The organism is Stenotrophomonas sp. 112478_Sma, assembly GCF_056479905.1.
The window spans coordinates 887,915-903,211 of the sequence record NZ_CM151072.1; the positions used below are offsets into that span (position 1 = coordinate 887,915).

At 66.6% G+C, this 15,297-nt stretch carries 15 protein-coding genes, 7 tRNA genes, 1 other RNA gene and 1 pseudogene; 18 read left to right on the top strand and 6 right to left on the bottom strand.

The features are described 5' to 3' along the window. The first annotated feature begins 98 nt into the window (after positions 1 to 98). From ACZK08_RS04050 to ACZK08_RS04080, 7 genes are all read left to right on the top strand, one after another. Positions 99 to 371 (top strand): HU family DNA-binding protein, encoded by a 273-nt coding sequence (locus ACZK08_RS04050; RefSeq protein WP_005408270.1) that lies wholly within the window; start codon positions 99 to 101, stop codon positions 369 to 371. Positions 372 to 382: 11 nt separating this feature from the next. Then, positions 383 to 457, top strand: a tRNA-Val gene (locus ACZK08_RS04055). A 26-nt stretch (positions 458 to 483) separates the two neighbouring features. Beyond that, positions 484 to 560, top strand: a tRNA-Asp gene (locus ACZK08_RS04060). A gap of 84 nt (positions 561 to 644) precedes the next feature. Continuing rightward, positions 645 to 721 (top strand) — tRNA-Asp (locus ACZK08_RS04065). Between the two features lie 87 nt (positions 722 to 808). Beyond that, positions 809 to 885: transfer RNA gene (locus tag ACZK08_RS04070), tRNA-Asp, on the top strand. A gap of 107 nt (positions 886 to 992) precedes the next feature. After that, positions 993 to 1,069, top strand: a tRNA-Asp gene (locus tag ACZK08_RS04075). A 130-nt stretch (positions 1,070 to 1,199) separates the two neighbouring features. Further along, positions 1,200 to 3,155, top strand: coding sequence for a peptidyl-prolyl cis-trans isomerase (locus ACZK08_RS04080; RefSeq protein WP_478452487.1), 1,956 nt, complete (start codon positions 1,200 to 1,202; stop codon positions 3,153 to 3,155). 99 nt (positions 3,156 to 3,254) lie between these two features. Here ACZK08_RS04080 and ACZK08_RS04085 read toward each other — a convergent pair whose 3' ends face one another. Both ACZK08_RS04085 and gloB read right to left on the bottom strand, forming a co-directional pair. Next, on the bottom strand, positions 3,255 to 4,460 hold the full coding sequence (locus tag ACZK08_RS04085; RefSeq protein ID WP_065182465.1) for a lytic transglycosylase domain-containing protein: 1,206 nt from the start codon (positions 4,458 to 4,460) through the stop codon (positions 3,255 to 3,257). Beyond that, positions 4,457 to 5,221: a hydroxyacylglutathione hydrolase gene (gloB, locus tag ACZK08_RS04090; RefSeq protein WP_053519052.1), complete on the bottom strand. Its 765-nt coding sequence runs from the start codon at positions 5,219 to 5,221 to the stop codon at positions 4,457 to 4,459. The genes ACZK08_RS04085 and gloB overlap by 4 nt, the downstream gene beginning before the upstream one ends. Before the next feature lie 11 nt (positions 5,222 to 5,232). Here gloB and ACZK08_RS04095 point away from each other — a divergent pair, with 11 nt between their 5' ends. Genes ACZK08_RS04095 through dnaQ form a run of 3 tightly spaced genes read left to right on the top strand, consistent with a single transcriptional unit; the run spans position 5,233 to position 7,079 of the window. Then, positions 5,233 to 5,877: a methyltransferase domain-containing protein gene (locus ACZK08_RS04095; protein ID WP_053519054.1), complete on the top strand. Its 645-nt coding sequence runs from the start codon at positions 5,233 to 5,235 to the stop codon at positions 5,875 to 5,877. Positions 5,878 to 5,890: 13 nt separating this feature from the next. Continuing rightward, on the top strand, positions 5,891 to 6,343 hold the full coding sequence (gene rnhA, locus ACZK08_RS04100; RefSeq protein ID WP_053519056.1) for a ribonuclease HI: 453 nt from the start codon (positions 5,891 to 5,893) through the stop codon (positions 6,341 to 6,343). A gap of 4 nt (positions 6,344 to 6,347) precedes the next feature. Next, a complete protein-coding gene (dnaQ, locus tag ACZK08_RS04105) occupies positions 6,348 to 7,079 on the top strand; it encodes a DNA polymerase III subunit epsilon (RefSeq protein WP_053519058.1) in 732 nt (243 codons plus the stop codon). Between the two features lie 35 nt (positions 7,080 to 7,114). Here dnaQ and ACZK08_RS04110 read toward each other — a convergent pair whose 3' ends face one another. Beyond that, positions 7,115 to 7,819 (bottom strand): PP2C family protein-serine/threonine phosphatase, encoded by a 705-nt coding sequence (locus ACZK08_RS04110; protein WP_053519060.1) that lies wholly within the window; start codon positions 7,817 to 7,819, stop codon positions 7,115 to 7,117. A 162-nt stretch (positions 7,820 to 7,981) separates the two neighbouring features. Here ACZK08_RS04110 and ACZK08_RS04115 point away from each other — a divergent pair. Together ACZK08_RS04115 and ACZK08_RS04120 are read left to right on the top strand one after the other, a co-directional pair. Beyond that, positions 7,982 to 8,072: transfer RNA gene (locus ACZK08_RS04115), tRNA-Ser, on the top strand. 133 nt (positions 8,073 to 8,205) lie between these two features. Continuing rightward, positions 8,206 to 8,610 (top strand): DUF6165 family protein, encoded by a 405-nt coding sequence (locus ACZK08_RS04120; RefSeq protein ID WP_053519062.1) that lies wholly within the window; start codon positions 8,206 to 8,208, stop codon positions 8,608 to 8,610. A gap of 44 nt (positions 8,611 to 8,654) precedes the next feature. Here ACZK08_RS04120 and ACZK08_RS04125 read toward each other — a convergent pair whose 3' ends face one another. Next, positions 8,655 to 9,701 carry a glycosyltransferase family 9 protein gene (locus tag ACZK08_RS04125; RefSeq protein WP_065182464.1) on the bottom strand — a complete coding sequence of 349 codons (1,047 nt, stop codon included), beginning with the start codon at positions 9,699 to 9,701 and terminating at the stop codon, positions 8,655 to 8,657. Positions 9,702 to 9,721: 20 nt separating this feature from the next. Between ACZK08_RS04125 and ACZK08_RS04130 the strand changes: the two are divergent. The 3 genes and pseudogenes from ACZK08_RS04130 to ACZK08_RS04140 all read left to right on the top strand — a co-directional run bounded on the left by ACZK08_RS04130 (position 9,722) and on the right by ACZK08_RS04140 (position 11,623). Beyond that, a pseudogene (locus ACZK08_RS04130) lies at positions 9,722 to 10,470 on the top strand (3-deoxy-D-manno-octulosonic acid kinase). Beyond that, positions 10,470 to 11,237, top strand: a complete 768-nt coding sequence (locus ACZK08_RS04135; protein WP_065182463.1) for an MBL fold metallo-hydrolase — start codon at positions 10,470 to 10,472, stop codon at positions 11,235 to 11,237. Before ACZK08_RS04130 ends, ACZK08_RS04135 begins: the two are co-directional and overlap by 1 nt. Further along, positions 11,234 to 11,623: a nuclear transport factor 2 family protein gene (locus tag ACZK08_RS04140; protein ID WP_053519070.1), complete on the top strand. Its 390-nt coding sequence runs from the start codon at positions 11,234 to 11,236 to the stop codon at positions 11,621 to 11,623. Before ACZK08_RS04135 ends, ACZK08_RS04140 begins: the two co-directional genes overlap by 4 nt. A gap of 65 nt (positions 11,624 to 11,688) precedes the next feature. On the opposite strand, the gene ffs is transcribed toward ACZK08_RS04140, so the two are convergent. Further along, positions 11,689 to 11,785, bottom strand: an RNA gene (gene ffs, locus ACZK08_RS04145) — signal recognition particle sRNA small type. Between the two features lie 300 nt (positions 11,786 to 12,085). On the opposite strand from ffs, the gene ACZK08_RS04150 reads away from it, so the two are divergent. Continuing rightward, positions 12,086 to 12,403, top strand: a complete 318-nt coding sequence (locus ACZK08_RS04150) for a DMT family transporter (protein WP_053519073.1) — start codon at positions 12,086 to 12,088, stop codon at positions 12,401 to 12,403. A gap of 270 nt (positions 12,404 to 12,673) precedes the next feature. On the opposite strand, the gene ACZK08_RS04155 is transcribed toward ACZK08_RS04150, so the two are convergent. After that, a tRNA-Ser gene (locus ACZK08_RS04155) sits at positions 12,674 to 12,766 on the bottom strand. 132 nt (positions 12,767 to 12,898) lie between these two features. Here ACZK08_RS04155 and dnaX point away from each other — a divergent pair. Continuing rightward, positions 12,899 to 14,914, top strand: coding sequence for a DNA polymerase III subunit gamma/tau (dnaX, locus tag ACZK08_RS04160; RefSeq protein ID WP_065182487.1), 2,016 nt, complete (start codon positions 12,899 to 12,901; stop codon positions 14,912 to 14,914). A gap of 6 nt (positions 14,915 to 14,920) precedes the next feature. Continuing rightward, positions 14,921 to 15,241: a YbaB/EbfC family nucleoid-associated protein gene (locus tag ACZK08_RS04165; RefSeq protein ID WP_010483846.1), complete on the top strand. Its 321-nt coding sequence runs from the start codon at positions 14,921 to 14,923 to the stop codon at positions 15,239 to 15,241. The last annotated feature ends 56 nt before the right edge of the window (positions 15,242 to 15,297 follow it).

Below are 15,297 nucleotides of genomic sequence, written 5' to 3' on the forward strand. Positions count from 1 at the left end.
AATCGGCGAACCGTTTCCACATGGCGATCGCGCGCAGATGGCGTGCGGTTGCTTCCCTGTCGAATCCGCGGAACCCACCGCCAAAGGAGTTGTAGAGAATGAACAAGACCGAATTGATCGACGCCGTTGCTGAAGCTGCCGACCTGACCAAGGCCGAGTCCAGCCGCGCTGTCGATGCCGTCGTTGCTGCCATCACCAAGGCGCTGAAGGACGGCGATGCGGTCACCCTGGTTGGCTTCGGTACCTTCCAGGTCCGCGACCGTGCAGCCCGCACCGGCCGCAACCCGAAGACCGGCGACACCATCAAGATCGCTGCTTCGAAGAATCCGTCCTTCAAGGCTGGCAAGGCCCTTAAGGATGCTGTAAACTAAGCGGCTCGCTGGGGTGCTTAGCTCAGCGGTAGAGCGTCTCCTTTACACGGAGAGGGTCGGGGGTTCGAAACCCTCAGCACCCACCACAGCACCGCGGTAAAAGTTTGAGTGTGGAGCGGTAGTTCAGCTGGTTAGAATGCTGGCCTGTCACGCCGGAGGTCGCGGGTTCGAGTCCCGTCCGCTCCGCCACTTCAACGAGGCCTCCGGCCAAAAGCTGGAGGCTTTGTTTTCTCCCTGATCCTGATCCGGAAGAGAACACAAGCAGTACAACGCGGAGCGGTAGTTCAGCTGGTTAGAATGCTGGCCTGTCACGCCGGAGGTCGCGGGTTCGAGTCCCGTCCGCTCCGCCATTACATCGAGGCCCCCGGCCCAAAGCTGGGGGCCTTGTCTTCTCCCCGGCCTGTCCGGGACGAAGGCAGAAGGGTTGTCGCAAGCACGGAGCGGTAGTTCAGCTGGTTAGAATGCTGGCCTGTCACGCCGGAGGTCGCGGGTTCGAGTCCCGTCCGCTCCGCCATTGCGAAGTTCTTAAGTCCCCGTGAAAAAACTTTGAAAAAAGTGTTCATCGGGCTGGGTTTCCAGGGTGTCTTCGGATATACTGGGCGCCTGCAAAGTTTCAAGCGCGGAGCGGTAGTTCAGCTGGTTAGAATGCTGGCCTGTCACGCCGGAGGTCGCGGGTTCGAGTCCCGTCCGCTCCGCCAACTTTCAAAAGCCCTCGGCGAATGCCGGGGGCTTTTTCTTTGCGCGCATGTCGCCCTTGGCGTTTTTGGTCCCTGCGACGAAGCGGGTTACACTGCCGGGCTCGCCAATCAGGCCTTGTGATTCCTCACCATGCTGCAGAAACTCCGCGACAAGACCTCAGGCTGGATCGTCACCGTGATCCTGGGGCTGCTGATGATTCCGTTCCTGTTCGTGATCGACAACAGCTACCTGGGTGGCGTTGGCGCACAGAACGTGGCCAAGGTTTCCGCACCGCCGACCTGGTGGCGTTCCGCGCCGTCGTGGTGGCCGGTACGCATGCTGTGGCAGCACCATGAGATCAGCGCGCAGGATTTCCGCACCCGTTTCGAGCAGGAGCGCATGCGTGAGCGCCAGCAGCAGGGCGACAACTTCGACCCGCGCGCGTTCGAAAGCACCGAGAACAAGCTGGCGGTCCTGGATCAGCTGATCGACGAGCAGGTCGTGCGCCTGGTCGGCGAGCAGGCGGGTGTGGTGATTGGCGATGGCGCCGTGCGCGAGTACATCACGTCCATGCCGGCGTTCCAGGGGCCGGATGGCAAGTTCAACGAGAACAGCTACCGCCTGGCGCTGGCCGGCGGCAATCCTCCGCGTACTCCGACCCAGTTCCAGGAACTGGTGCGCGAGAGCCTGCAGCAGTCGGTGATTCCGGCCGGACTGCAGAACTCCGGTTTTGTCACCCAGGCCGAGACCGAACGCCTGTTGAAGCTGCTGGGCGAAACCCGTGATGTCGAGCTGGCTGCGCTGCCGCCGGTGCCGGCTGACACGGCCCCGGTGACCGATGCGCAGATCAAGCAGTGGTACGACAGCCATGGCAAGGATTTCCGCCAGGCCGAAACCGTTTCGCTGGAGTATGTCGAGGTCAACGGTGCCAACCTGCCGGCGCCGACGCCGGCCGACGAAGCCACCCTGCGCAAGCGCTACGAGGAAGAGAAGGCCAAGTTCACCTCCCCGGAGCAGCGCCAGGCCGCCCACATCCTGATTACCGGCGACGGTGCTGAGGCCAAGGCGAACAAGCTGGCGGCCCAGGCAAAGGCGGCCGGTGCCGACTTCGCAGCCCTGGCCAAGGCCAACTCCGAGGATCCGGGCTCCAAGGACCAGGGCGGTGACCTGGGCTGGGTGGAGCTTGGCGCGATGGTCAAGCCGTTTGACGATGCCCTGTTCGCGGCCAAGGCCGGCGATGTGATCGGTCCGGTCAAGACCGAATACGGATACCACATCATCAAGGTGGCCGCGGTACGCGGCGGCGAAGGCAAGTCGTTCGAGGACGTGCGCGATACGCTGGCCGCCGAACAGCTCAAGGCCGACGGTGAGCGCGGTTTCAACGAGCTGGCCGGCCGTCTGGTCGATGCCATCAACAAGAGCCCGAGCGACCTGGCTGCCGCAGCCAAGGAAGTGGGGCTGCCGCTGCAGACCCTGGGACCGATCACCCGCGCTACCGCCAGCGGCATCGCCAGCGACCCGGCCGTGCTGCGCGCCGCGTTCTCGGACGTGCTGGTGCAGGACGGGACCGCCAGCGATCCGATCGCGCTGGGCGGCGCCACCAACCACAGCGTCGTGATCCGCGTCGCGGCCCACACGCCGGAGCAGGCGCTGCCGCTGGAGAAGGCCCGCGAGCAGGTGATCGCCGCGATCCGTGCCGACCGCCAGCGCCAGGCCAGCGACAAGGCGGCCGAAGCGCTGCTGGCCAAGTTGAAGGGCGGTGCCACCCTGCAGTCGCTGGCTGCCAGCGAAAAGCTGCAGCTGAGCCCGATGCCGGGCCTGCCGCGTGGCCAGCCGGTGCCGACCCCGGAAATCAACAGCGCGATCTTCAGCGCGCCGGTACCCACCGCAGGCAAGCCGACCTACGGCAAGGTCGACGTCAACGGCCGTGCGCTGGTGTTCGCGGTGAACAAGGTCAATCCGGGCGACATCAAGGACGTGACCGCCGAGCAGCAGAAGCAGCTGAAGGAACAGTTGAGCCAGATCGACGGCATGGCCGCAGCCAAGGCCTACATCGACGCGATGCGCAAGAAGTTCGTGGTGCAGACCACCGAAGCGAATCTGTAAGCCCACGGCGGGCAGAACGGAAAGGCCCGGCATTGCCGGGCCTTTTTCGTGGGCGGGTGCCCGGTAGCAGGAGGATCGCGCGGCGCTGCTGTGCGCCGGTCAGTCTTCCAGGCGAAGCACCGCGCCCGGCTTGAGCACGCTGCTGCCACTCAGGCCATTCAGCGACAGCAGCGCCTTGACCGGCATGCCGTAGCGACGGGCAATGGTCCAGGCCGACTCGCCGTTGCGCACCGTATGCCGACGGCTGCGCGGACGGTCGACGGCGGCGGCGACGGTGCGGGCAACCTGCGGCGCTGGCGAGGCAGCGGGGGCAGAGGCGGGCGAAACCGAGGCCGCCAGCGCCGTCGTGCTGTCCACCACGTCGGCGGTCGCCGCTGCGACAGGGGCCAGCACCCGGGTGGTGCCCGTGGGGCGGCCACCGGCGGCCAGGGCGGGATTCAGGCGGGCGATGCGTGCCGGGTCCAGTGAGCGCTGGGCGGCCCACTGCTGGACGCTGGTGCCGGCCGGCAGGGCATGATCCTTCAGCACCGGCACGGTGCGGTCCAGCGAGGCCATGACGCCCGGCTGTTCTTCCACGTCTTCCAGCACGCAGGCCAGGGCGTGAAGCTTCTCGACGTAGGCATAGGTGACCGGCGACAGGCCGGGCAGGGCCGAGGGCGTGGCGTTCTGCGCATTCATGCCCGCCTTGCGCAGTGCCTGCAGCACGCGATATTCGCCAGCGTTGTAGGCCATGGTGGCCAGCCGCCAGTCGCCGCCGAACATGCCGTGCAGGGTTTTCAGGTAGCGCACCGCGGCCTGGGTCGAATCCACCGCCGACAGGCGGCCGTCGTAGCCGTTGGCCATCGGCACGCGATGGTTGCGGGCGGTGGTGGCGATGAACTGCCACAACCCGGTCGGTCCGCTGCCATTGCGGGCATTGGGCCGGTAGCCGCTTTCCACGAAGGGAATCAGCGCGAATTCGGTCGGCAGGTTGGCCTTGCGCAGTTCTTCGACCACATAGCCGAACAGGACCAGTGCATCGTCATCCTGGTTGGCCAGGCGCGATGGGGCGTGCGCGAACTGCTTCTGCCAGCGCGGGCTGGTGGCCTCGGCGTCGCAGGTGGGTTCAGCCAGGCCATCGCGGAAGCTGGAGAAGATCTCCTGGCCATTGCGCACCGATGCAGGTGGCAGCGAAGAGGCATCCAAGGGCAACGCAGCAGCGGCGGTGAGATTCTGGCCGATGCCAGCGCCCAGCGACTGCGCGCCTGCGGTTCCAGCCAGCCCCAGAGCGATGCCCAGGGCCAGCGGCAGACTTCGGCGCATCATGCGCGGAAGCCGTCTTTCCAATGCCGGAGACCGGCCATCACATCGACATCGTCAACGACGTCGCGCCCCAGGTGCGCCGACACCGCCGCGCGGATCGGCGCGGTGTGCACACGCAGGAACGGATTGCAGTCCAGTTCGTTGGCCAGGGTTACCGGCAGGGTGGAACGGTCATCGCGGCGCATGGCCAAAGCCTCCTCTTGGCGCTGCCGCAGGGCAGCGTTGGCGGGGTCGACATGCCGCGCGAAGACGGCATTTGACACGGTGTACTCATGGGCACAACAAAGCAGCAGTCGTGCAGGCAAGGTACCCAGCGTGCGCATCGATGCCAGCAGCTGGGACGGCGTACCTTCGAACAGGCGTCCACAGCCCAGGCTGAACAACGAATCTCCGCTGAAAAGATGTTCAGCAGTGTGAAACGCGATGTGGCTGCGGGTATGCCCGGGCACGGATAGTACGTGGAACGTCCGGCCCAGTGCCTGAACGCGTTCACCTTCGCCGACGCGTTCGGTGGCGGTGGTGATGCGTTCCTCCACCGGTGCGACCACCCGCGCGCCGGGAAAACGGGCACGCAGGGCCGGCACGCCACCGATGTGGTCGTCGTGATGGTGGGTCAGCAGGATGGTATCCACGCGCAGGCCCTGTTCGGCCAGCGCGAGCACCGGCGCGGCATCACCGGGATCGACGACGATGGCAGCGCCTTCATCATCGATCAGCACCCAGATGTAGTTGTCCGCAAATGCGGGCAGGGCAGTCAGTCGCATAGAATTGGACCATGCCCGCGCTGCAGAGCACCCGTCAAGCGAGCCTGGCCCCGTGGTTCGACAGCGAGCCGGCGGCGGCCCTGCGCGTGCTGGAGCGGCAACTGCTGTTGCCACAGCTGTCGGTGCTGCCCGCACAGCCCTGGATGTGGATCGCGCCGAGCGCTGCCTGGCTGGAAGATGCGCAGCCGGGCGGGCGCGGCCTGCGCCTGTACCGCAATGGCGGCCGCTACGCCGGCGATGCGTGCTGCGGTCTGCCGCTGCCGCTGGCCACCGAAAGCGTCAATGCCATCGTGCTGCAGCACGTGACGGCCGCTGATGCCGACCAGCTGCTTGACGAGTGCGAGCGGGTGCTGATGCCCGGCGGCCATCTGTGGTTGAGCAGCCTTAATCCGTTCAGTCCGTTCCGCACCCACTGGCGCCAGCATGGCCTGACGGTGCGTACGCCGCAGCGGATCCGCCAGCTGCTGGGTCGTCACGGGCTGGACTGCGACGACATGCGCTACCTGGGCCCGCTCTGGCAGGGCGCCGGCAGTCGTGGCCGCGGGGGTTGGGCCCCGCTGCGCGCGGCCTGCCTGTTCCATGCCGAAAAACGTACGTTGGCCCTGCCCGGGCCGACACCGCTGCCGGTGCGCTGGCATGGCACCGTTGCTACCTGATTCTGGAGCTGTATTGAAAACCATCGAAATCCATACCGACGGATCCTGCCTCGGCAATCCCGGTCCCGGCGGCTGGGCCGCGTTGCTGCGCTACAAGGACCACGAGCGTGAACTGAGCGGCGGCGAAGCGCATACCACCAACAACCGGATGGAACTGATGGCGGCCATTTCCGGCCTGGAGGCGCTGACCGAGCCCTGCAACATCGTGCTGTTCACCGACTCCCAGTATGTGCGGCAGGGCCTGACCCAATGGATGCCGGGTTGGATCCGCAAGAACTGGAAGACCGCCGGCGGTGATCCGGTGAAGAACCGCGAGCTGTGGGAGCGGCTGCATGCGGCCACGCTGCGGCACCAGATCGACTGGCGCTGGGTGAAGGGGCATTCCGGCGATCCGGACAATGAACGCGTCGATACGCTGGCGCGCAATGCCGCCATCCAGATCCGCGATGCCAGCCCGGTAAACTGAGCCCATGCGTCAGATCATCCTTGATACCGAAACCACCGGCCTGGAGTGGAAGAAGGGCAACCGCATCGTCGAAATCGGCTGCGTGGAGCTGTTCAAGCGTCGCCCCACCGGCAACAACTATCACCAGTACATCAAGCCGGACTGTGAGTTCGAACAGGGCGCGCAGGAGGTCACCGGCCTGACCCTGGACTTCCTGGCCGACAAGCCCGAGTTCGCGCAGATCGCCGATGAGTTCCTGGCGTTCATCGACGGTGCCGAGCTGATCATCCATAACGCGGCATTCGACCTGGGCTTCCTCGACAACGAGCTGTCCCTGCTGGGGCCGCAGTACGGGAAGATCACCGATCGCTGCACCGTGATCGATACCCTGGCGATGGCGCGCGAGCGTTTCCCGGGCCAGCGCAACTCGCTCGATGCGCTGTGCAAGCGGCTGGGCGTGGACAATTCGCACCGTGCACTGCACGGCGGCCTGCTCGATGCGCAGATCCTGGGCGATGTCTACATCGCGCTGACGTCAGGGCAGGAAGAGATCGGCTTCGGCCTGGGCGAGGACGAGGCCGGCGCGGGTGGCGCGGTGCTGCAGGCGTTCGATGCTGCCAAGCTGCTGCCGCGTCCGCGCGTGGTCGCCACCGCATCGGAACGTGAAGCGCACGCCGCGCGACTGGAACGCCTGCGCAAGAAGGCCGGTCATGCGCTGTGGGACGGCCCGAAGGTGGAAGAGCCCGCCAGCGCGTAGACCCTCGGCGCAGGGTGCGCGTGCGGTCCGCTGGCTCAGTGGCAGCGGACCAGGATCACGCTGATGTTGTCGCGGCCGCCGCCATCAAGCGCGGCGGCGACGAGCGTATCCACGCATTCCTGTGCGCTGGCGTCGTCGAAGGCCAGCGTGCGGGCGATGCCACGATCATCGACTTCCTCGGTCAGGCCATCGCTGCACAGCAGCAGCTGCATGCCGGGACGAAGTTCGCCACGGGTGGTGGCCACGTTCAGGTGCGCCGGATCGGTCACGCCCAGCGCCTGGGTGACCACATTGCGGTGCGGATGCGCGCGCGCCTGCTCCGCGGTCAGGTTGCCCTGCGTGACCAGTTCCTGCACCACGCTGTGATCCTGGCTGAGCTGGGCCAGCTGGCCGTCGCGCCACAGGTAGGCCCGGCTGTCACCGACCCAGGCCACTTCGTAGCGATTGCCCTGCACGCGCGCGGCGACCACGGTGGTGCCCATCGGAAGCGTATCGTTGCGTCGCCGCGAAGCGCGGATGATCTCTTCGTCGGCCGTGCGGATGGCCTGCTCCAGCGACGCGCCGCGGCGGATCTCGCGGACGATGGCTTCGCGCGCCAGCGCGCTGGCGACCTCGCCGCAGGCGTGCCCGCCCATGCCATCGGCCACCAGCCACACGCCCAGCTCGCTGTCACCGTAATAGGTGTCCTCGTTGAGCTCGCGGCGCAGGCCGGGATGGGTGAGATGTCCGAATTCGATCATGGTGTGCGGGGCGGAGTAGCGCGGGGGAGAGGGCATCATCACGGCGTGACCGGCATCCGGCAAGGCATGGCGGCAGGAAAATTGCGCCGCAGGCCCCAGGAGACTTGTCGGCAGCCTCACTTCCTCGTATGATGCGCGTCCCCGGTTCGCCGGGGACCACCCGGAGAGGTGGCAGAGTGGTTGAATGTACCTGACTCGAAATCAGGCAGGCGTTTATAGCGCCTCGGGGGTTCGAATCCCCCCCTCTCCGCCAGATGAAGAAGAAAGCCGCCCCCCGGGCGGCTTTTTTCGTTGTCCGGCTGGCCGCGCGCGCTGCGGGGCGGCAATGGATCTCCCCTCGGGGTGCTGCGGGTTAACATGTACGCATCACCTGCTGGAGCTCCCCCATGACTGCTGAAATCCTCGTTCCCGTGTCCTTTGGCGAACTGCTCGACAAGATTTCGATCCTGCAGATCAAGTCCGAGCGGATCAGCGACGAGGGCAAGCTGGCCAACGTGCGCAAGGAGCTGTCGGCGCTGGAGCAGACCTGGATGGCGCACCCGGCCGCGGTCAAGGACATCGCCAAGCTGCGCGGTGAACTCAAGGCCGTCAACGAGCAGTTGTGGGACATCGAGGACGACATCCGCCTGAAGGAGAAGGCGCAGGCGTTCGACCAGGGCTTCATCGACCTTGCACGCAGTGTGTATCTGCGCAACGACGAGCGTGCGCGCATCAAGAAGGCGATCAACCTGGCACTGGGCTCTGCCTACGTGGAAGAGAAGTCGTACCAGGATTACGCACAGCGCGGGTGAGATGGATCCGCCGGGCGTGGCCCGGCTACCGATGATCCATCGACTCAGGTGAGGTGGTCGGTCACGTAACGTTCGAAGGCGGCGATGCCGTCCTCGACCGTGATCAGTTCCATCACATCATCGAACTCGATCTTGGTGCCCCACTTGAGGTCGGCGGCCTGCTTGCCGAGATACTTGCGTGCGGCGTCGTCATAGCGGTCCACGCAGTAGCGGCGATCCGAATAAGGGCCGCTGCGGTGCGGGTTGCTGGCCGCGTGCAGGCCCAGCACCTTCGCTCCCATGGCATTGGCGATATGCATCGGTCCCGAATCGGGTGTCATCACCAGATTGGCGCGTGCCAGCAGCGCAGGCAGCTGCTTGAGCGTGTCCTTACCGACCAGATCCAGTGCCGGCGTGTGCAGCTGGGCCTGGATCGCGTCGGCCATGCTGCGTTCCAGTTCACTGCGGCCACCGCACAGCACCACCTGCCAGCCGCGCTGCGTGGCATGGTTGGCGACGGCCGCGTAGCGGTCGGCGTACCAGTTGCGGCGGACGTGGCTGGAGCAGGGCGAAATCATCAGTACCGGCCGGCCATCGTCCTGCCACTGCGCCGCAGCCCACTCGAAGGCGGACGGCGGCACGGCCAGGTCCCAGCTCACCTCTGTCTGGCGCAGGCCCAGCGGCTCGCAGAAGCTGCCGATCGCGTCCAGCACGTGGATGCCGGGGCGATCCGGAATGCGTTCGTTGATGAACAACCCATGCAGATCCTTCGAGCGGCTGCGGTCGTATCCGATGCGGCGTTCGGCCGGGATGAACGCCGACAGCAGGTTCGCGCGGAAGGCCACCTGCATCTGCAGCAGCGCCTCGAAGCGCCCCGGTGGCAGCTGCTTGCGCAGCTCCTTGACGCCGGCCATGCCGCTCTTCTTGTCGTAGGCGTGGAAGGTCACGCCCGGCAGACCCTCGAGCAACTTCTGCCCGGCCTTGTCGATGATCCAGTGGATCGGCGTGTCCGGGCGTGCGGCCTGCAGCGTACGCACCAGGGGCACCACGTGGGTGACATCGCCAAGTGCGGACAGGCGCAGAAGGCACAAGGATGAGGACGCTGATGCCATGTGTTGTTAGACTCAAAGAAATGGTCGCATTCGACGCCAATGAAGCGCTGACGCCATGCCGCGAGGGTCGCGGCATCGGGGCCATTCTGTTCGACCGCGAGCGCCTGCGGCAAGCCGACATCGGCCTGTTCTCTCCCCAGCACTGGGGCAGCCGGGCCCGGCCGGTGGGCGAGGGGGGCGTGGCAGCGCCTGGTTCGTCGACGCGCCGTTCGGCCCCAGCGTGCTGCGCCACTACCTGCGCGGTGGCCTGGTGGCCAGGATCAGCCACGACCAGTACCTGTGGCGGGGCGCCGACCGGACCCGCAGTTTTGCCGAGTTCCGGCTGATGCGGGCCCTGCGCGCGCTGAAGCTGCCGGTTCCCCGGCCGGTGGCGGCTTTCTACATGCGGCAGGGCATGCGCTACCGGGCGGCGATCCTGATGGAACGGATCGAAGGGGTGCGTTCGCTGGCCGACCGCGCGCTGGTTGCCGGACGTGGCGCGCCGTGGGAAGAGACCGGTCGGCTGATCGCCCGCTTCCACCGTGCCGGCCTGGACCATGCCGACCTCAACGCGCACAACATCCTGTTCGACAGCAACGGCCATGGCTGGCTGATCGACTTCGATCGTGGCGTCATCCGCATTCCGGCCACCGCCTGGCGGGAGCGCAACCTCAAGCGCCTGCTGCGCTCGTTGATCAAGCTGCGCGGCGAGCGCAGCGTAGAGGACGTGCAGAAGGACTACGCGCGGCTGCGCCGCGCCTATGACATGGCCTGGAACCGGGGCACCTGATGGACTGGTCGTTGCGTTTCCTCGGCGTCGGCAATGCGTCGGCGGTCGAGTTGGGATCACCGATGTCGGTGATCGAGCGCGAAGGTCGGCCGTGGTTGACGATCGACTGTGGCGGGGAAGGCCTGACCGCCTTCAAGGCGCGCTACGGCCACATGCCGCAGGCGCTGTTCATCACGCATGTCCACCTGGACCATGTGGCCGGTTTCGAGCGGCTGTTCGTGGAGACCTACTTCAACGCGCAGCGGCGTGGGAAGGTGCGCCTGTATGTGCCGGCCACCGTGGTGCCGCTGCTGCACAGGCGCATCGGCGATTACCCCAATGTGCTGGCCGAGGGCGGTGCCAATTTCTGGGATGCGTTCCAGTTGGTCGTGGTCGGCGACGCGTTCTGGCATGAAGGCGTGCGCCTGGAAGTATTCCCGGCACGCCACCACTGGCCGGAGACCGCCTATGGGTTGCGCCTGCAGGGCGCGCTGACCTGGAGCGGTGATACCCGGCCGATCCCGGAGATGCTGGCGCGGTACGCCAGTGACAACGAGCTGATCGCCCACGACTGCGGCCTGCACGGCAATCCATCGCATACCGGGGTCGATGATCTGGAGCGCGAGTACAGCGCTGAGCTGCAGGCGCGGATGATGCTGTACCACTACGCCAGCGTGGCCGATGGTGCTGCGCTGGCCGCGCGCGGACACCGCGTGGCACAGCCGGGCCAGTGCGTGCCGCTGGCGACCCCGACCGCGCCGCACGTGCTGGCGCAGGATCCGCCGTGAATACCTCTGGCCAGCCTGCCGACGCGGCGCTGGCGGCCGAGCTGGAACATCTGGAACGCGCGCTGCACACCCCGCAGGTGCGCGGTGATCGCGCGCGGCTGTCGGAACTGCTGGATGAGGATTTCAGCGAGATCGGCAGCTCCGGCCAGTGCTATGGCCGTGCGGCTGCGCTGGCGGAGATTCCGCTGGAGCGGGCGCAGGTGCAGATCGAATCGGAGCAGTACGCGGTCTCGTTGCTGGCACCAGACCTGGCCCAGGTGCGTTATCGCAGCCGCTACCACCTGGATGGCCAGCCGCAGCGCTGGGTGCTGCGCAGTTCGTTGTGGCGCAGGCATGGGCAGGGATGGCGGGTGGTATTCCATCAAGGGACGCCCGAAGCACGGTAGCGCCGGCGAGGGGGCCAACCAGGGTTGACCTCTTACCAGAGCGCGGCACTGCCAGAAAGGCGATGGCCCCGCCGGCTGACCTCGGCGCCCGCGTCGATCGATACCGTTGCTGCCTTCCGGCCCTGGCGGGGTTTTCGACCTAGCGTCGCGAGGGGCCGACGGGGCCACCATAGAGACGTTGGCCGCCCGGAGGCGGCCTGTTCACGGATCAGGGGAAGCAGCGCAGGGTGCGCCGGAGACCACAGCCGGACTGCACATCGGCTGGCCGATGGCAGGCGCGCATTCTAGCGCAGGCATGCGTATCGACGCCAGCGCCATGCGCTGAATCTGCTGTAACCCGCGGCGCGTATTCGCGGCCGGGCGGCGCGGGCGTTGCTAGAATCCCGGGCCAGGAGGAACGACCTCCCCCGCATCGGGAATCAATGACCAGGACGGCCTGGCCCTGCCAAGAGGAGGGCCGTCATGGCCTGGATCTATCTGTTGTTCGCTGGCCTGCTGGAAATCGTCTGGGCCGTGTCGATGAAGCAATCGGAAGGCTTCACCAGGCTCACTCCCACCCTGGTCACCCTCGCCGGCATGATCGCCAGTTTCTGGCTGCTGGCCGTGGCCATGCGCAGCCTGCCGCTGGGAACGGCTTACACGATCTGGACAGGCATCGGCGCGGTCGGTGCCTTCGTGGTCGGCATCGTGTTCCTGGGTGAACAGGTCAGCCCGATGCGGATCGGCGCGGCGGTGCTGATCGTGTCGGGGCTGGTGCTGATGAAGCTGTCCAGCAGTTGAGGCTGGGGGCAGTTTCCTGGACAACCGACCCCGGCTGCCAGACAAATGAAAAAGCCGCCCGATGGGCGGCTTTTTCATTCATCTGGCGGAGAGAGGGGGATTGTCGGGTGCATCCCTGCACCCGATCCCTGCGCGCTGCGCTTCGGGACCCGCCTTCGGCGGTCCGGATCTGCTCCTGCAGATCCGTCGAACCCCGGCGAGGCTTCTCACCCCGATGCTCTCCACCAGACAAATGAAAAAGCCGCCCGATGGGCGGCTTTTTCATTCATCTGGCGGAGAGAGGGGGATTCGAACCCCCGAAGCGCGGTTTAGACGCTTACACACTTTCCAGGCGTGCTCCTTCAACCACTCGGACACCTCTCCGGATCCCTGCCATCGGCAAACGCCTCAGCAGGGGCGCAGATTCTAGCGGGCGGCGCGGCAGGACACAAGCACCCATTCAGGGCGCGTCGCAGGCGGAGGGGGATGGACAGGCGTGGCACAATGGAGCATCCGATGGAAGACGGTGGCCTGATGTCCTATCTCGTCCTTGCCCGCAAGTGGCGTCCGAAGCGTTTTGCCGAGCTGGTGGGCCAGGAACACGTGGTCCGTGCGCTCAGCAATGCGCTGGACAGTGGCCGGGTCCACCACGCGTTCTTGTTCACCGGTACCCGCGGTGTGGGCAAGACCACCATCGCGCGCATCTTCGCCAAGTCGCTGAACTGCGAGCAGGGCACCAGTGCCGATCCGTGCGGCCAGTGCCCGGCCTGCCTGGACATCGATGCCGGTCGCTACATCGACCTGCTGGAGATCGACGCCGCGTCCAACACCGGCGTGGATGACGTCCGCGAGGTGATCGAGAACGCGCAGTACATGCCCTCGCGCGGCAAGTACAAGGTCTACCTGATCGACGAAGTGCACATGCTCTCGAAGGCGGCGTTCAACGCGCTGCTGAAGACGCTGGAAGAGCCGCCGGAGCACGTCAAGTTCCTGCTGGCCACCACCGATCCGCAGAAGCTGCCGGTCACCGTGCTCAGCCGCTGCCTGCAGTTCAACCTCAAGCGCCTGGATGAGGACCAGATCCAGCGCCAGATGACCCGCATCCTGGCGGCCGAGGAAATCGAAGCCGACGGCAGTGCCATCGTGCAGCTGGCCAAGGCCGCCGACGGCAGTTTGCGCGACGGTCTGTCGCTGCTGGACCAGGCCATCGCCTACGCCGGTGGTGCGCTGCGCGACGATGTGGTGCGCACCATGCTGGGGACCGTCGATCGCACCCAGGTGGCAGCGATGCTCGATGCCCTCGCCGAAGGTGACGGGTCGCGCCTGTTGCAGGTGGTGGCGGCACTGGCGGAATTCTCGCCCGACTGGAGTGGCGTGCTGGAGGCCTTGGCCGAAGGCCTGCATCGCATCCAGGTGCAGCAGCTGGTACCGGGTGTTGCCGCTGCGGCTGAAGGCCTGGATGCGGCAGCATTCGCCGGGCGGCTGCGTCCGGAGGTGGTGCAGCTCTGGTATCAGATGGCCCTGAACGGCCGTCGCGACCTGTCGCTGGCGCCGAGCCCGCGCGCGGGCTTTGAAATGGCCGTGCTGCGCATGCTGGCGTTCCGCCCGGCAGCGTCGGTGCCGCCGGTGCCGCGTTCGGTGGATGCCGCCGGCGGTGCCGCCGGGGGGGCGATGCCCGGTGGTGGGGCGGGTGCTGGCAGCCAGGAAACGGCCCCGGTGGCCGCCGCTGCCGCGATCCCGGCCCGCGTGCCTGCGCAGGCCGCCCCACGCGAACCCGACCCGGAGCCAGAGCCGGCGCCCGAACCCGAACCTGATCCGGCGCCTGAGCCGAAGCCGGTTCCGGTCGAAGAACCGGTGTCGCCGCCGCCGGTCAAGGCCGACGGCATCCCGGTGCCGGTGGCCGTCGATGATCTTCCGCCGTGGGCCACGGATGAGGCCGAGGCCCGCGACCAGGCACTGGCTGCGGATGTCGCCACGCCGGACGCGGCCATGGTCGCGCCCTGGCATGAGCCGTCGCCTCCGGTCGCTGCATCAGCCGCGCCCGAGCGTCCGTTCCGTTCCGAGGGCATCGTCATCGCTCCACCTGCGCCCGTCGCGTCGGCGGAGACGGGCGCGCGGGCTGACATCGGCGAGCTGGCGACAGCGGAAGACTGGCTGGACCTGGTCGCCAACAGCGGCCTGAGCGGGCCTTCACGGCAGCTTGCGGCCAATGCCGCCTTCATCTCCTGCCGGCAGGGGACCTTGAAACTGGGGCTTTCGCCCGGATTTGAGTACCTGCGCTCGGAACGCGCGCTGGCCGCTCTTGGCGAAATGCTGGAAAAGGCCTTGGGGCACGCGCTGAAGATCGTGGTCGAGACCGTGGAAACCGAACACGTTCCGGCCGAGACCCTGCACCAGCGCGCCGATCGCCAGCGCGGCGAGCGGCAACAGGTGGCAGAGGCTGTTTTCATGGACGATCCGGAAGTGCAGGTGCTGATCCAGCAACACGGCGCCCGGGTCGTTTCCGATTCCATCCGTTCTTTTGACGAGTAAGACACTATGCGCGGCAACATCGCCCAACTGATGCAGCAGGCCCAGAAGATGCAGGAGAACCTGCAGAAGGCCCAGGAAGAAATCGCCAGGATCGAAGTGACCGGCAGTGCCGGCGGTGGCATGGTCAGCGTGACGCTGACCGGTGCCAAGGAGTGCCGCAAGGTGCGCATCGACCCGTCGCTGGCCAGTGACCCGGAGATGCTGGAAGACCTGATCGCCGCGGCGTTCAACGATGCCTCCAACAAGATCGATGCCGAATCGAAGTCGAAGATGGGTTCGGCTACCGCCGGCATGCAGCTTCCGCCGGGCATGAAGCTGCCGTTCTGATCGTCAGCGCGGTGCCCGCGTTGCCGGGTGCCGCGCACACCCATAAAGCCAGAAGC

Coding starts and splice junctions, on each gene's coding strand:
- gloB (WP_053519052.1), bottom strand. CDS start 5,221: ATGCGACTGACTGCCCTGCCCGCATTTGCGGACAACTACATCTGGGTG.
- ACZK08_RS04135 (WP_065182463.1), top strand. CDS start 10,470: ATGGACTGGTCGTTGCGTTTCCTCGGCGTCGGCAATGCGTCGGCGGTC.
- dnaX (WP_065182487.1), top strand. CDS start 12,899: ATGGAAGACGGTGGCCTGATGTCCTATCTCGTCCTTGCCCGCAAGTGG.
- ACZK08_RS04085 (WP_065182465.1), bottom strand. CDS start 4,460: ATGATGCGCCGAAGTCTGCCGCTGGCCCTGGGCATCGCTCTGGGGCTG.
- ACZK08_RS04080 (WP_478452487.1), top strand. CDS start 1,200: ATGCTGCAGAAACTCCGCGACAAGACCTCAGGCTGGATCGTCACCGTG.
- ACZK08_RS04125 (WP_065182464.1), bottom strand. CDS start 9,701: ATGGCATCAGCGTCCTCATCCTTGTGCCTTCTGCGCCTGTCCGCACTT.
- dnaQ (WP_053519058.1), top strand. CDS start 6,348: ATGCGTCAGATCATCCTTGATACCGAAACCACCGGCCTGGAGTGGAAG.
- ACZK08_RS04050 (WP_005408270.1), top strand. CDS start 99: ATGAACAAGACCGAATTGATCGACGCCGTTGCTGAAGCTGCCGACCTG.
- ACZK08_RS04120 (WP_053519062.1), top strand. CDS start 8,206: ATGACTGCTGAAATCCTCGTTCCCGTGTCCTTTGGCGAACTGCTCGAC.
- ACZK08_RS04150 (WP_053519073.1), top strand. CDS start 12,086: ATGGCCTGGATCTATCTGTTGTTCGCTGGCCTGCTGGAAATCGTCTGG.
- ACZK08_RS04165 (WP_010483846.1), top strand. CDS start 14,921: ATGCGCGGCAACATCGCCCAACTGATGCAGCAGGCCCAGAAGATGCAG.
- ACZK08_RS04110 (WP_053519060.1), bottom strand. CDS start 7,819: ATGATCGAATTCGGACATCTCACCCATCCCGGCCTGCGCCGCGAGCTC.
- ACZK08_RS04095 (WP_053519054.1), top strand. CDS start 5,233: ATGCCCGCGCTGCAGAGCACCCGTCAAGCGAGCCTGGCCCCGTGGTTC.